General features: G+C 63.6%; 13 protein-coding genes. 8 read left to right on the top strand and 5 right to left on the bottom strand.

Annotated elements, in window-relative coordinates:
- Positions 1 to 163 precede the first annotated feature (163 nt).
- From LCM4576_RS09905 to LCM4576_RS09880, 6 genes are all read left to right on the top strand, one after another.
- Positions 164 to 1,258, top strand: a complete 1,095-nt coding sequence (locus LCM4576_RS09905) for an HlyD family secretion protein (protein WP_244510759.1) — start codon at positions 164 to 166, stop codon at positions 1,256 to 1,258.
- Entirely contained in the window at positions 1,255 to 2,853 is a 1,599-nt protein-coding gene (locus LCM4576_RS09900) for a DHA2 family efflux MFS transporter permease subunit (RefSeq protein ID WP_071031939.1), read from the top strand. The genes LCM4576_RS09905 and LCM4576_RS09900 overlap by 4 nt, the downstream gene beginning before the upstream one ends.
- 69 nt (positions 2,854 to 2,922) lie before the next feature.
- Positions 2,923 to 3,354 (top strand): cupin domain-containing protein, encoded by a 432-nt coding sequence (locus LCM4576_RS09895; protein ID WP_071031938.1) that lies wholly within the window; start codon positions 2,923 to 2,925, stop codon positions 3,352 to 3,354.
- Between the two features lie 130 nt (positions 3,355 to 3,484).
- Positions 3,485 to 4,240 (top strand): copper homeostasis protein CutC, encoded by a 756-nt coding sequence (locus LCM4576_RS09890; protein WP_071031937.1) that lies wholly within the window; start codon positions 3,485 to 3,487, stop codon positions 4,238 to 4,240.
- Positions 4,240 to 4,746 carry a GNAT family N-acetyltransferase gene (locus LCM4576_RS09885; RefSeq protein WP_071031936.1) on the top strand — a complete coding sequence of 169 codons (507 nt, stop codon included), beginning with the start codon at positions 4,240 to 4,242 and terminating at the stop codon, positions 4,744 to 4,746. Before LCM4576_RS09890 ends, LCM4576_RS09885 begins: the two co-directional genes overlap by 1 nt.
- Positions 4,747 to 4,817: 71 nt before the next feature.
- A complete protein-coding gene (locus tag LCM4576_RS09880; protein ID WP_071031935.1) occupies positions 4,818 to 5,315 on the top strand; it encodes an SRPBCC family protein in 498 nt (165 codons plus the stop codon).
- A 150-nt stretch (positions 5,316 to 5,465) separates the two neighbouring features.
- Here LCM4576_RS09880 and LCM4576_RS09875 read toward each other — a convergent pair whose 3' ends face one another.
- The 5 genes from LCM4576_RS09875 to LCM4576_RS09855 form a co-directional block, all read right to left on the bottom strand.
- On the bottom strand, positions 5,466 to 6,848 hold the full coding sequence (locus LCM4576_RS09875) for an OFA family MFS transporter (RefSeq protein WP_071031934.1): 1,383 nt from the start codon (positions 6,846 to 6,848) through the stop codon (positions 5,466 to 5,468).
- Between the two features lie 205 nt (positions 6,849 to 7,053).
- Positions 7,054 to 8,076, bottom strand: a complete 1,023-nt coding sequence (locus LCM4576_RS09870; protein WP_041007441.1) for an acyltransferase — start codon at positions 8,074 to 8,076, stop codon at positions 7,054 to 7,056.
- Positions 8,077 to 8,281: 205 nt separating this feature from the next.
- Complete coding sequence (locus LCM4576_RS09865) at positions 8,282 to 9,079, bottom strand: xanthine dehydrogenase family protein subunit M (RefSeq protein WP_071031933.1); 798 nt, start codon at positions 9,077 to 9,079, stop codon at positions 8,282 to 8,284.
- 12 nt (positions 9,080 to 9,091) lie between these two features.
- Positions 9,092 to 11,440 (bottom strand): xanthine dehydrogenase family protein molybdopterin-binding subunit, encoded by a 2,349-nt coding sequence (locus LCM4576_RS09860; protein ID WP_071031932.1) that lies wholly within the window; start codon positions 11,438 to 11,440, stop codon positions 9,092 to 9,094.
- A 99-nt stretch (positions 11,441 to 11,539) separates the two neighbouring features.
- Positions 11,540 to 12,040, bottom strand: a complete 501-nt coding sequence (locus tag LCM4576_RS09855) for a (2Fe-2S)-binding protein (protein WP_071031931.1) — start codon at positions 12,038 to 12,040, stop codon at positions 11,540 to 11,542.
- A gap of 266 nt (positions 12,041 to 12,306) precedes the next feature.
- Here LCM4576_RS09855 and LCM4576_RS09850 point away from each other — a divergent pair, with 266 nt between their 5' ends.
- Together LCM4576_RS09850 and LCM4576_RS09845 are read left to right on the top strand one after the other, a co-directional pair.
- On the top strand, positions 12,307 to 13,491 hold the full coding sequence (locus LCM4576_RS09850; protein WP_320411850.1) for an FIST N-terminal domain-containing protein: 1,185 nt from the start codon (positions 12,307 to 12,309) through the stop codon (positions 13,489 to 13,491).
- 5 nt (positions 13,492 to 13,496) lie between these two features.
- Positions 13,497 to 14,782, top strand: a 1,286-nt coding sequence (locus tag LCM4576_RS09845) for a hybrid sensor histidine kinase/response regulator (protein ID WP_071032065.1), incomplete at its 3' end; no start/stop codon positions are given.

The raw sequence follows: 14,782 nt of genomic DNA, 5'->3' as shown, positions 1-14,782 counted from the left end.
GGAAACCACCCGTTGACCCTGCTGCAAGGGGTCAACGATTCTGGGTTCCGTTGCCTTGGACGCGAAAACCGAAAGAAAAGAGCGCGAAACCGCTCCCGCCGAAGAAGCGCGGGCTGAGCCCCGGTCCGACCAGCGGCAACGGCCGCCGGGCGACGAAAAGCGCGTGGAAAACGGGCGCGACGATGAGCGTTCACAAGACACGCAGGCGAATGACAGTTCGTCGGACGGCAACAGACCCGGCCTCATCAAACGCCATCCCTATATAGCGGCGATCGTCGCGATCCTCATACTGTTGGTCATCGCCGCCGTGGTCATCTGGTGGATCAACGCACGGCAGTATGAATGGACCGACGACGCCTTCATCGACGCCCGCACGGTGACGGTCGGCGCAGAAATTGCCGGACGCATCACCGATGTCGCCGTCACCGACAACCAGCCGGTCGAGGCCGGCGCCGTGCTTCTGCGCATCGACGACAGCGATTATCAGGCCTCGCTCAAACAGGCGCAAGCCGGCGTGGTTGCCRCGCGGGCCGATATCACCAATGTGCAGGCCCAAACCGAGGCGCAGAACGCCAAGATCGATGCCGCCGAAAAGCAGGTGGCGCAGGCTCAGGCGGCGCTCGAATTCGCCAGATCCGAGGACCAGCGCAACCGTGAGCTCCTGGCCAAGGGCACCGCGACGCAACAGCAGGCCCAGCAGGCCGCTTCGACCCTGCGCCAGGACCAGGCATCGCTCGATGCCGCCAACGCCAATGCCGAGGCCGCGAAAAGCCAGGTGGCGGTTCTGCAGGCTCAAGGCAAGAGTGCCGAAGCCAAGCTTCGGCAGGCCGAGGCCACCGAGAACMAGGCCAAGACCACCCTCACTCGCACGACCATCACGGCACCGGTCGCCGGCCATGCCACCAACATCACGGCGGCGAAAGGCACCTATGCGCAGCCCGGCCAGGTGCTGATGATGTTCGTCCCCAAGGACGTTTGGGTGAAGGCGAATTTCAAGGAGACGCAGCTCGACCTGATGCGACCGGGCCAGCCCGTCGACATCGCCATCGATGCCTATCCGGAAAAGACCTTCCATGGCCATGTCGACAGCGTCCAGGCCGGCAGCGGCACGGCGTTCAGCCTGCTGCCTGCCGAAAACGCCACCGGCAATTTCGTCAAGGTGGTGCAGCGTGTTCCGGTCAAGATCGTGTTCGACCAGCCCCCCGGCGTCTATCTCGGTCCCGGCATGTCGGTGGTGCCGACGGTCAAGGTACGATGAGCGATGCCGCAACAGCCCAGGGAAACGAAAGCCGTTCCGCCGCCGGCGGGCGCAATCCCTGGCTGATCGCGATCGTCGTCTCGATCGCAACCTTCATGCTGGTGCTCGACACCTCGATCGCCAATGTCGCGTTGCGCAACATCGCCGGCAGCCTGGCCGCCGGCATGGACGAGAGCACATGGGTGATCACCACCTATCTCGTCGCCAACTCCGTCATCATTCCCGTCAGTGGCTGGCTGACCAGCATCATCGGCCGCAAGCGCTATTACATGATCTGCGTGGCGACCTTCACGCTGGCGTCGCTGCTGTGCGGGCTGGCGCCCAATCTGCCAACGCTGATCGCTTTCCGCATCCTGCAGGRGCTCGGCGGCGGCGGCATGGCGCCGAGCGAACAATCGATCCTCGCCGACACGTTTCCGCCGGAGAAGCGTTCGCAGGCTTTTGCTCTTTATGGCATTGCAGTGATCGTCGCGCCGACGGTAGGGCCGACCATCGGCGGCTGGCTGACCGACAATTTCTCGTGGCACTGGATCTTCTTCATCAACGTGCCGTTCGGCATCATGTCGCTGGCGCTCGTGCAATGGCTGGTGATCGAGCCCGACATTCTAGAACGCGAGCGCCGCGAGCGGTTGAGCAAGGGGCTGAAAGTCGACTGGATCGGCTTCATCCTGGTGGCGATGGCGCTCGGCTGCCTCGAAGTCTTTCTCGACGAAGGCCAACGCAACGATTGGTTCGCCTCGACTTTCATCACCACTTTCGCCGTGATCTCGGCAGTGTCGTTCGTGCTGCTGGTCCCCTGGGAGTGGACGAGGCGCGATCCGATCGTCGACATCCGCCTGCTCTTCAGCCGGCAGTTCGGCATGTCGTTCCTCGTCATGATGGCAGTGGGCGCCGTGCTCTTCAGCACCACGCAGCTTTTGCCGCAACTGCAGCAGACGACCTTCGACTACACCGCCACCCTTTCGGGCCTGTCRATGATGCCGGGCGGCATCGCCATGCTCATGCTGATGCCGATCTCGGGCTTTGCCGCCGGCATCATTCAGCCGCGCTATCTCATCATGATGGGCATGGCGGTGGTCGCGGTCGCGCTCTGGCACACAACCTCGCTGACGCCGGACGCCAGCTTCAGCTTCTTCGCCTATGCGCGCGTCTATATGATGATCGGCCTGCCGTTCCTGTTCATCCCGATCTCCACCGCCGCCTATGTCGGTCTGCCGCCGCAGAAGACCGACCAGGCATCGTCGCTGATCAATGTCGCCCGCAACATCGGCGGCAGCATCGGCGTATCGCTGTCCAACACGGTCATTGCCCAGAACGCCCAATTCCATCAGTCGGTGCTGGTCGGCCACACCGCGCAGTCGAGCGACACCTACCAGCAGACGCTGCGCCAGGTGACGGATCATTTCGTCGCCGAGGGTTCGCCGCTGGTCGAAGCCAGGCAGCAGGCCATCGGCTGGATCGGACAGGAGATCGGCCGCCAGGCTTCGCTGCTCGCCTATATCGACGTCTTTTTCTACTGCGCCGTAGCGACGGCGATCCTTGTGCCGTTTGCCCTGTTGCTGCGGCCGCCCAAACAGGCGCCAGCGAAGCGTTAGCTATTCTATTGTTCCGAGCTTGCGCCTTGGCGCCCTACGCGCCAAGCTGACGCCCTCTGGAGGAATCTCATGCGCAACATGACGGCATCGGCGCTRCTTTTGGCGGCGGCATTTATCACGACGAGCGCGAACGCGCTGGACAGCTCGAACACGCCCGTCGTGGTGACACCGCTGGCGTCCAAGACCGCGACCGCCTCCGGCCAGCCGATCACGCTGCCGCAGAAGAACGTCGAGGTTCAGGTTTCATCCTATCAGATCGCGCCGGGCGCGACCTTGCCGGTGCACAAGCACCCCTTCCCGCGCTACGCCTATGTCGAACAAGGCACGCTCAAGGTCACCAATGTCGAGACCGGCGCTGCCAACACCTATAAGACCGGCGACTTCATCATCGAGATGATCGGCCAATGGCATCAGGCCACCAATATCGGTACTGATCCTGTGAAGCTGTTGGTGATAGACCAGGTTGAGCACGGCGCCAAGAACACGATCCTGAAGCAATAATCGTCAGGCGCTCGCCTGGCGCACGCCGGACGGCTTGTTCAGTCCGGGCGTCTGGACCGATCATTGCGGGCTTTCAAGGCGGTGGACCGGATGCTAGGGCTGCGCTCTCGCCAACCATGGATGTACGCCCGTGACCGCCGCCTCACCCCCCCTGATCGAAATCTGCGTCGAAGGCATTGACGGGCTGCTTGCCGCGCAGACCGCCGGCGCCGACCGGGTCGAACTCTGCGCCAGCCTGGTCGAGGGCGGCATCACGCCGAGCCTCGGCACGGTGCGCGCCGCGCTCGAAAGCGCGACCATTCCCTTCCATGTCATCGTGCGCCCGCGCGGCGGCGATTTCCTCTACAGCGAGACCGAATACCGCTCGATGCTCACCGACGTCGAAGCGCTGCGCGAGCTCGGCGTCGCCGGCGTGGTCGTCGGCTGCCTGACCGCCGACGGCGCCATCGACGAGGCGCGCATGAGCGCGCTGGTCGAGGCCGCCGGCCCGCTCAACGTCACCTGCCATCGCGCCTTCGACATGACGCGCGATCCGTTCGAGGCGCTCGAAGCGCTGATCCGCTGCAAGGTCGGCCGCGTGCTGACCAGCGGCCAGCGCGACACGGCGCTCGAAGGCGTCGAGCTTCTGGCGGAGCTCGTTCGCCAGGCCGGCTCGCGCATCATCATCCTCGGCTGCGGCGCCCTGGCGCCGGACACGATCGGCGAGGTGCGCAAGCGCACCGGATTGACCGAAATGCATTTTGCAGCGCTTGCCGATGTTCCGAGCGCCATGCGCTACCGCAACCCGAATGTCGGCATGGGCGGCACCGACCTCGACCGCGAATATCGCAACACCGTGACCGACCAAGCCAAGGTGGCGGCGACGATCGCGGCCGCGAGAGCCTGATGGCTGAGACGACCAAAGATCTGCCGCCGATCGAACGCGTCTCGCCCGCCGACGAAGCCGCCATCCTAGTGCTCAACAACGAGCATGCGGCGGAACTTTCCTGGCTGGAGGCGGATCGGTTGTCCTTCCTCATCAGCCAAGCCTTCTACACGCGCCGCATCGGCGCGCTTGAAGCCTTCATCATGACCTTCGACCAGGATGCAGACTACGACAGCCCGAACTTCCTCTGGTTTCGCCAGCGCTACCCGCGCTTCGTCTATGTCGATCGTGTCGTCGTAGCAGCGGGCGCCCGCGGYCGCGGCCATGCGCGCCGGCTTTATGAGGATCTGTTCGAGCAAGCCCGGCGCGCCGGACATACTATCGTCACCTGCGAGGTGAATGCCGATCCGCCCAACCCGGCCTCCGATGCCTTCCACGCCGCGCTTGGCTTCACCGAGGTCGGCGATGCGGTGATCCACGGCGGCAAAAAGTCGGTGCGTTATTGGGCAAAGCCCATCGCCACCTGAGCACCGCCGCAACGCTGGCCAGGAAAACAAGCTGAAGCTAATATCCCCTCTTCGCTGCCGGGGGCGACATCATGGCGAGCAACGTCTTCCGCTTCGACGAGAGCTGGGACATCCCTGAAGGCACCCCGCAGCAAGTGTGGGACGTGCTATCGGATGCTGAGCTTCTGCCTCTCTGGTGGGGCGATGCCTATAAGGAGGTCGAGCCGCTCGACAAGAAGGGCAAGGGCGTCGTCGGCGCCCGTGCCAGGGCAACAGCGCGCGGCGCCCTGCCCTATGAGTTGAACTTCATCATCGAAGCTGCCGAGCTCATACCCGGCCGGCTGGTGGTAGTAAAAACCTTCGGCGATTTCGACGGGCTATGGCGTGCGGAGCTGTCGCCGGCCGGAGCCGGAACCCATGTCGATCTGGTTTGGCAGGTCACGGTCGAGAGGCCGATCCTCAAATTTCTGGCGCCGCTTCTGAGACCAGCCTTCGCCTGGAACCACCGCTGGACCACGCCGCGCGGCGAAGCCGGGCTTCGCCGCTATCTCGCTGCGCAGAAGGCTGGCCGAACCGGCCTCCCCGGTTGACGCCCCAACTTACTGGAACGAACTTACCGGAACAACGGAACGGCACTGACCACAGTCGTCCAGAAGCCCCAGACCAGCGGTATGCCGACCAGCAGCCAGGCGAGCGTAAGCTTGACGGTATTGTCGTTGTCCTGTGCCATCTCGATCTCCTTATGCCCTCGCCGCTTCCGGCTTCATGTGGAAGCGCTCGGCCACCGGCCGCATCATCAGGTTGAGCAGGAATCCCACGACGAGCAGGCCGGCCATGATGTACATCGTCACCGTATAGGCGTCGGCCTTCGCCACGCCGCTGTCGATCTGGTACTGGCGGATGTAGTTGACTAGGACCGGGCCAAGCACGCCGGCAACCGACCAGGCCGTCAGCAGCCGGCCATGGATGGCGCCGACATAGCGCACGCCGAAGACATCGCGCAGATAGGCCGGAACAGTGGAGAAACCGCCGCCGTACATGCTGAGGATGATGCCGTAGAACAGCACGAACAGGAACACGTTGCCGGATTTTCCGGTCCATGGCACGGCCGCATACAAGAGCACGCCCAGCACGAAAAAGACCGCGTAGGTCATCTTGCGGCCGATATAATCGCTGGCCGAGGCCCAGAAGAAGCGGCCGAGCATGTTGAAGATCGAAAGCAGGCCGACAAAGCCCGCAGCAGCAGCAGCCGTGATACGCCCCGGGAACATCTCCTGGCTCATCGCCGAAGCCTGGCCGAGCACGCCGATGCCGGCAGTCACGTTAAGGCAAAGCACACCCCACAGCAGCCAGAACTGCGGCGTCTTCAGCGCATCGTCAAGATGGACGTTGCCGCTGGTGATCAGCGCGGCTTGYGTTGCGGGCGGCGTCCATCCGGCGGGCCGCCAGCCATCCGGCGGCACTCTTACGATGATGGCGCCGATCATCATGAAGATGAAATAGACGATGCCGAGCACGATGAAGGTTTCGGCGACGCCGATATGCTCGGGCGTCGAGAACAGGTTCATCAGATAGACCGATAGCGGCGAGGCAATGAAGGCGCCGCCGCCGAAGCCCATGATCGCCATGCCGGTCGCCATCCCTGGCCGATCCGGAAACCAGGTGATCAGCGTCTTCACCGGCGAAATATAACCGAGGCCGAGACCGATGCCGCCAAGCACGCCATAACCGAGATAGATGATCCAGAGCTGGTGCAGGTAGACCCCGAGCGCCGAGATGATGAAGCCGCCGCCGAAACAGCAGGCGGCGGCTACCATCGCCTTGCGCGGCCCGACGCGGTCGAGCCAACCGCCACCGAAAGCGGCGGCAATGCCAAGGAACAGAATTGCGATCGAGAATATCCAGCCCAGTCCTGTCAGCTTCCAGTCGTCAGGCGCCGACTCGGTGATGCCGATCAGCTTCGACATCGGCAGATTGAACACGCTGAACGCGTAAGCCTGACCGATGCACAGATGAATGCAAAGCGCCGCCGGCGGCACCATCCATCGGCTGAATCCCGGCTCGGCGATGGTGTGAGAGCGATCGAGCCAACCACCCGCTCCTTCGACAATGGTCGTTGTCATTTCTTCCTCCCGTTGTCCTGTCTGGAAACCTAGAAGGAGAAACGAGAGCGGCAATAAAGAATTCCTGCCCTAGTACCAATGTATAATGGTCATCGTCACAGCGCCCCCAAGCAGATATTGGTATTTTCTCAAATTAAATTACAGATATCTAATTTAGATATTTCTTAAACACGTGAAATCGGACCAGCGCAATCAGAGCCGATGCTCACCAATTGCGGTTGAGCCAGCCACGGGCCGGCTTCTCGATCACGTAATAACTGCAGAGCGCGCAGGCGAATACGGCCGCCAGCATCGGGATCGGTGCGCTGCCGCGCTCATCGACGAATTTGTAGAAAGGCTGCTGCCAGAGATAAAGCGAGTAGGACCACAGCCCGAGCATCACCATCGGCCGTGATGACAACGGCCCTTTCAGAGTACCGCCGGCGAAGTCGAGCGTGTTGACCGCCAGAGCCAGAAGCGGCACGGCGAGGGTGTAATGCAGAGGCGTCGGTATCGGGTTGCTGAAAAGCAGAACGCCGCAGGCCGCGGCCGCAAGAGCCACATAGCGGCTCTTCAGGAAAGCCGGCAGGCGCCCGTCGGCCTTGAGCAGGCAGATCGCGGCCGATAGCAGGATCGAGGCGATATGCACATCGGTGCGCCAGTAGGTGGTCTCGTAGCCCATGCCGAGAACCCCGTACGAAATGGCGCCGTTGGCCATTGCCAGCAGCGCCAGCACGAGCAGCAGCCGCACGACATTCGCCCTTCCGGAAACCACCACGCTGATCAGCGCCAAGAGGATATAAGAGTGCTCCTCGACGCAGAGCGACCAGATATGGTCGAGCGCGCCGGCGCGATTGATGAAGATGCCGGCATAATTGTAGGTGAAGGTCAGCGCCGTCAGCGCCGCCTTCCACTTGAAGGCGATGTAGGTGCCGGCAAGGCCGACCATGGCAGCGATCACGAACACAAGYAGCGCTGGATAGATGCGCGAGAAACGCCGCTTGAAGAATTTCTTCAGCGGAAAGCGCTCGATGAACAGGATCTCGCCCATCAGYCGGCCGCTCAGCACGAAGAAGAACTCGACGCCGAGGACGCCGAGATTGATTCCCGGGACCGGAAAGAAATGGCCGATCAGCACCAAGGCGATCGACAGGCCGCGCCAGCCGTCGAGAAAGGCAAGTCTTGTCCTGGCTTCCCTGTCGGCGGCGGTCCGCGGCAGAACAACGGACGCTGCGGAGATGTCGGTCATACCGTGCCTTCGCAACTCGAGGTCCGTAGCGACGCGTCGCCCGCGTCCCGGACCCTCTGGTATTCCCGCCGGATTTATTTTGCAGTGCGGGATAACTTTGTGCAAGTGCGAAGCTGCAATTTGACCGGAGTTTCCGGTCAAACCGTTGTTATGGCAAAGAAAAAGGGGCCGATGCGGCCCCTTCCTTGATCCGCGGCGTCGCCGTTCAGGCGTTTGCCGCGGCCACGGCGCGCTTGGCCATCACCGCGATCAGATTGGCGCGGTAGTCGGCGGAGGCATGGATGTCGCTCATCAGCCCCTTTGCCGGCACTTTGAGGCCGCCGAGCGCCGCAGCGTCGAAATTCTTCGCCAGCGCCGCCTCGATTTCCTTGGAGCGGAAAACGCCGTCCTCGCCGGCACCGGTCACCGCCGCCCTCACTCCGTCCTTGCCCTTGGTCACGAACACGCCGACGATGGCGTAACGCGAAGCCGGATTGCGGAACTTCTGGTAGGCCGCCTTGGCCGGCGCGGTGAAGCTCACCGCGGTGATGATCTCACCTTCCTTCAGCGCCGTCTCGAACAAGCCCTTGAAGAATTTGTCCGCCGCGATCTCGCGCTTGTTGGTGATGATCGTCGCGCCCAGCGCCAGCAGCGCAGCCGGATAGTCGGCCGCCGGATCGTTGTTAGCGATCGAGCCGCCGATCGTGCCCCTGTGACGCACGGCCGGGTCGCCGATCAAGGAAGCCATATGCGCAAGCGCCGGGCAGGCCTTCCTCAGCTTCTCGTCGGTGGAGACATCGTAATGCGTTGTCGCGGCACCGATGGTGACCGTCTTGCCGGACACCTTGACGCCCTGCAGGTCCTTCAGCCGCGAGACATCGACGAGGTCCGAAGGTGACGCAAGCCGCGTCTTCATGGCGGGGATCAGCRTCATGCCGCCGGAGAGCAGCTTGGCGTCGCCGTTCTTCAGCAGCTTGGCGGCGTCGGCGACGGAGGAAGCGCGATGGTAATTGACCGAATACATACTCGTTCCTCCTCAGTGCTTCTTGGCGTGGATGGTCGCCCACACCGTCGCGGGCGATGYCGGCATGGCGATGTCGACGACGCCGAGCGCGTCGGTGATGGCGTTGATGACCGCCGGCGGCGAACCGATGGCGCCGGCCTCGCCGCAGCCTTTGACGCCGAGCGGATTACCCGGGCAAGGTGTGTTCGAGGTCGAGACCTTGAAGGACGGCAGGTCGCCCGCGCGCGRCATCGTGTAATCCATGTAGCTCGCCGTCAGAAGCTGGCCGCTGGCGTCATAATGCGCGCCTTCCAGCAACGCCTGGCCGACGCCTTGGGCGATGCCGCCATGCACCTGCCCTTCAACGATCATCGGATTGATGATGTTGCCGAAATCGTCGGCCGCGACGAACTGGATGATCTCCGTCAGGCCGGTCTCCGGATCGATCTCGACCTCGCAGATGTAGCAACCGGCCGGGAAGGTGAAGTTGGACGGATCGTAGAAGGCCGTCTCCTTCAGCCCGGGCTCCATGCCCGCCGGCAGATTGTGCGCGGTGTAGGAGGCAAGCGCCACCTGGAACCAGGGCAGGCTCTTGTCGGTGCCCGCGACCTTGACCTCGCCATTCTCGATGACGATGTCGCCCTCGTCCGCTTCCAAAAGGTGCGCGGCGATCTTCTTGGCCTTGGCCTCGACCTTGTCGAGCGCCTTGACGATGGCCGACATGCCGACGGCGCCGGAACGCGAGCCGTAAGTGCCCATGCCCATCTGCACCTTGTCGGTGTCGCCATGCACGATCGAGACCGAGTCGATAGGCACGCCGAAGCGCTGGGTGACAAGCTGCGCGAAGGTCGTCTCATGGCCCTGGCCATGGCTGTGCGAGCCGGTGAGCACCTCGATGGTGCCCACGGCATTGACGCGCACCTCCGCCGATTCCCAGAGGCCGACGCCGGCGCCGAGCGAGCCGACCGCCGATGACGGAGCCAAGCCGCAGGCCTCGATGTAGCAGCTCATGCCGATGCCGCGCAGCTTGCCTTGCTTGGCGGCGTCGGCGCGGCGCTTGGTGAAGCCGGCATAGTCGGCGGCCTTCATCGCCGCTTCGAGCGAGGCGTTATAATCGCCCGCGTCATAAGCCATGATCACCGGCGTCTGATGGGGGAAGGACGTGATGAAGTTCCGGCATCTGAGTTCCGCCGGCGACACTCCAAGCTCGCGCGCCGCGGTTTCCATCATGCGCTCGAGCACGTAGGTGGCCTCCGGYCGCCCTGCCCCGCGATAGGCATCGACGGGCGCGGTGTTGGTGTAGACGGCGCGCACATTGGCGTGGATCGCCGGGATGTTGTACTGGCCCGACAAGAGCGTCGCGTAGAGATAGGTCGGCACGCAGGACGAGAACAGCGACATGTAGGCGCCGAGATTGGCAATGGTGTCGACCTTGAGGCCGGTGATGCGGTTGTCCTTGTCGAAGGCCATCTCCACCGTCGACACATGGTCGCGGCCATGCGCGTCCGAAAGGAAGCTTTCGGTGCGGTCGGCGACCCATTTGACCGGAACGCCGGTCTTCTTCGAGGCCCACAGGCAGACGATCTCTTCCGGATAGATGTAGATCTTGGAGCCGAAGCCGCCACCGACATCCGGCGCGATCACGCGCAGCTTGTTTTCCGGAGCGACATTGTAGAAGGCGCTCATCACCAGCCGCGCGACATGCGGGTTCTGCGACGTCGTCCAGCAGGTATAGTGGTCCTCGGCCTTGTCGTAGTGCCCGAGCGCCGCGCGCGGCTCCATCGCATTCGGCACCAGCCGATTGTTGAYGATCTTCATGCGCGTGACATGGGCCGCCGACTTGATCGCCGCGTCGGTCGCCTTGCCGTCCCCGAGCTCCCAGTCGAAGATCAGGTTGTTCTCGGCCTCGGCATGGATCTGCGGCGCGCCGGGCTGGATGGCCTTCGTGGCATCGACCACCGCCTTCAGTTCCTTGTAGGTGATCTCGACCGCCTCTGCCGCGTCGCGCGCCTGGCCCTTGGTATCGGCGACGACGACGACGACCGCGTCACCGACATAGCGCACCTTGTCGACGGCCAGGGGCGACCACGCGCCCATTTTCATCGGCGTTCCGTCCTTGGAGTGGATCATCCAGCCGCAGATCAGATTGCCGATGCCATCGGCCTTGAGTTCCTTGCCCGTCAGGACGCCAATGACGCCCGGCATCGCTTGCGCTTGTCTCACATCGATCTTCTTGATCTGCGCATGCGCGTGCGGGCTGCGTACGAACACGGCATGCTTCATGCCCGGCACCACCATGTCGTCGACATAGCGGCCGCCGCCGGTGATGAACCTCTTGTCTTCCTTGCGCGCTACGCGGGCGCCGACGCCTTCGATACCCATGGGAAATTCCTCCTCCGGTGAATGGTGAATTGTAAAATGGTGAATGGTCGAACGTGCCAGCCAGCGGCACTATCCACCATTCACTATTCACCATTCACTCTAAGCAGCCTGTTTCGCCTTGCCCTTGGCGCCCTTCGCCATCGTCTCCGATGCGGCGAGGATCGCCTTCACGATGTTGTGGYAGCCCGTGCAGCGGCAGATATTGCCTTCGAGCTCGGCGCGCACCGTCGCCTCGTCCAGGCCCTCCGGATGGCGCGCGATCATGTCGGTCGCCGTCATGATCATACCGGGTGTGCAGAAGCCGCATTGCAGTCCGTGATGTTCCTTGAACGCGGCCTGCACCGGATGCAGCTCCACGCCGTCCGCCAGTCCCTCGATGGTGACGATGGTCGAGCCGGACGCCTGCGCGGCGAGCATCGTGCAGGACTTCACCGCCTTGCCGTCGACATGCACGACGCAGGCGCCGCATTGCGACGTATCGCAACCGACATGCGTTCCGGTGAGGCCCAGATGCTCTCGCAGGAAATGCACCAGCAGCGTTCGGCCTTCGGCGCTCCCGCTGACCCGTTTCCCGTTCAYAGTCAACGACACGTCCGACATACAGCCCCTCCCTGGGTATTAACCTTGGTCCTCGCCTGCCGACGCCGCGCTCGTGCTTCGGCAATACGTTATTCACGCACCGTACAACGGGCAAAACAGCCCTGCCAGCGCCGGTTCCATTGTACTTTCGATCATGGCAAAAGCTATGTGCAGCGCAGCAACCCGCCCCATTGCCAAAACCGGGATTGAAGGCAAAGATGYCTTCGACGCGAAGCGTGCCTGACAGGCATAAGAAAAGACACGCACAAAAACAGCGTTGGAGGAAATTGCGGAGGAGGCAGCTGGCCAGTTCGAGCACACGCTATGCATCGGGCCTTTCGGCGCTCACCACGGATGAGCCCGACCCGGATTCCTTTGCCCKGGCCATCGCGGCGGAAGCGGCGATCGTCGATGCCGGCTTCGCGCTTCTGTTCTTCTCCCAGAGCCTGGTCGACGCGGCGGCGCTCGCGCAGGCGCTGAAGCTCCACGCGCCATCGCTCGCCTATGCCGGCTGCTCGACCGCCGGCGAAATCACGCCGCAGGGGCTGGAGGAAGGGCATGCCCTTGCCCTGCTTTTGCCGTCGGCGTCGTTTTCGATCGTCAGCACCACGGTCGAAAACCTCTCCTCCTCCGGCATGGATGGAATCACCGGCGAGGTCGTGGAACTGCGGCGCCTGCTGCAAACCCGCGCCGGCCGGGAGCGGGCGAAGAGCGTCTTTGCCCTCTGCTTCATCGACGGGCTTTCCTATGCCGAGGAAGCGGTGACCTCGGCCATCCATTGGGGGCTGGATGACATCCCGCTGATCGGCGGCTCGGCCGGCGACGACCTGAAATTCGAGACGACCAGTCTGATCTCCAACGGCAAGGTCACGTCCGACAGCGCCATCATCGTGCTGGTCGCGACCGAGATCCCTTTCCACGTCTTCAAGACCGACAATTTCATTCCGACCGACGAGAAGCTGGTGGTGACGGCATCCGACCCCGACCATCGCATCGTGCGCGAATTCAACGCCACCAATGCRGCGGAGGAATACGCGGCCTCCGTCGGCACTGTGGCTCAGGCGCTGACGCCGCTAAGCTTCGCTTCCCATCCCGTCGTGGTGAAGGTGGCCGGCGAATATTACTGCCGTTCCATCCAGCGCATGCATGTCGACGGCTCGCTGTCGTTCTTCTGCGCCATCGACGACGGTGTCGTCCTGTCCATAGCCCAGCCGAAGAACATGGTGGAGGCGACGCGCGCCGCGTTGGAGGACGCCGAACGCAAGGTCGGCGGCATCGACATGATCCTGGGCTTCGACTGCGTGCTGCGCCGGCTCGATGCGCGCAACCGTCAGGTCTACCGTGACATTTCGGAACTCTACCGGACCAACAAGGTCATCGGCTTCGGCACCTATGGCGAGCAGTATCGCTCGATGCACCTCAACCAGACCTTTACCGGCATCGCCTTTGGCGAGCGCCGGGCAGCCGGGTGAGCGAGATGCCGCTTCGCGACATCAATGATCTCGAAAGGCTGAAGAAGATCAACGCGGCCCTTCTCAGCCGGGTCGAGCGTTCGATGGACCAGCAGGGCAACGCCTTCTCGCTGTTCCAGACCGCCATCTCGCTGGAAAACCGGGTGCGCAACCGCACCGAGGAACTGCACGCCACGCTGCGCAGGCTCGAGCAGTCGAACATCGACCTCGTCGCCGCCAAGGAAACGGCCGAGCTGGCGAACCTTTCCAAGACCAGGTTCCTCGCCGCCGCCAGCCACGACGTGCTGCAGCCGCTCAACGCCGCGCATCTGTCGGTCTCGGCGCTGGCCGAGGTCCAGACCAGCGAGGAAGGCCGCAAGCTGGTGCGCCAGGTCGAGCGCTCGCTGGAGACGATGGAAGACCTCTTGCGCACCCTGCTCGACATCTCCAAGCTCGACGCCGGCGTGGTGCAGCCGGAAATCGTCGACATCAGCCTGGAGACGCTGTTTTCCTCGCTGCGCTCGGACTTTTTGCCCGAGGCGGAAAAGAAGGGCCTGTTGCTGAAATTCCGCCCGGTCAATGTCGTCGTGCGGACCGACCGCACGCTGCTCAGGCGCATCCTGCAGAACATCCTCTCCAACGCCCTGCGCTACACCCGCTCCGGCGGCGTGCTGGTCGGCACCAGGCATCGCGGCGATACCATCCGCATCGACGTCGCCGACACCGGTTGCGGTATTGCCGAGGACCAGCGCGAGGCGGTGTTCGAGGAATTCCACCGCGGCACCGCGACGCTTTCCGACGCCGGGCTCGCCGGCGGGCTTGGCCTCGGCCTCGCCATCGTGCGCCGCATGGCCGCCGCGCTCGGCCACCCCGTGACCTTTTCCTCGAAGGTCGGACGCGGCACCATCTTCCACATCGATGTGCCGGTCGGCATGGCAGCCGAACCGGTGGCGGCCGTCGCCGATATGGAGCGCCCGCGCGGCTACGGCCTGTTCGGCACCAAGGTGCTTTTGGTCGAGAACGACGTCGACGTGCTCTCCGCCATGACCTCGCTGCTGGAACGCTGGCAATGCCAGGTGCGCGCCGCCACCTCGACCGACGATGCGCTCGACCTGCTCGGCGACACCGCCTGGGTGCCCGACATCGTCATCGCCGACCAGCATCTCGACGGCGGCGACCTCGGCACCGCRACGATCGCCGACGTGCGCGACTATCTCGGCCGCCCCGTGCCGGCGCTGATCGTCACCGCCGACGGCTCCGAGCTCGTCGCCAAGGCGGCGCGGGCCGCCGGCATAGAGCTGATGCGCAAACC

The sequence above is a fragment of the Mesorhizobium sp. LCM 4576 genome (assembly GCF_001854815.1).
GTDB lineage: Bacteria > Pseudomonadota > Alphaproteobacteria > Rhizobiales > Rhizobiaceae > Mesorhizobium > Mesorhizobium plurifarium.
Note: the sequence above shows the minus strand (reverse complement) of the source record. Positions and strands in the feature narration are given on the sequence as shown.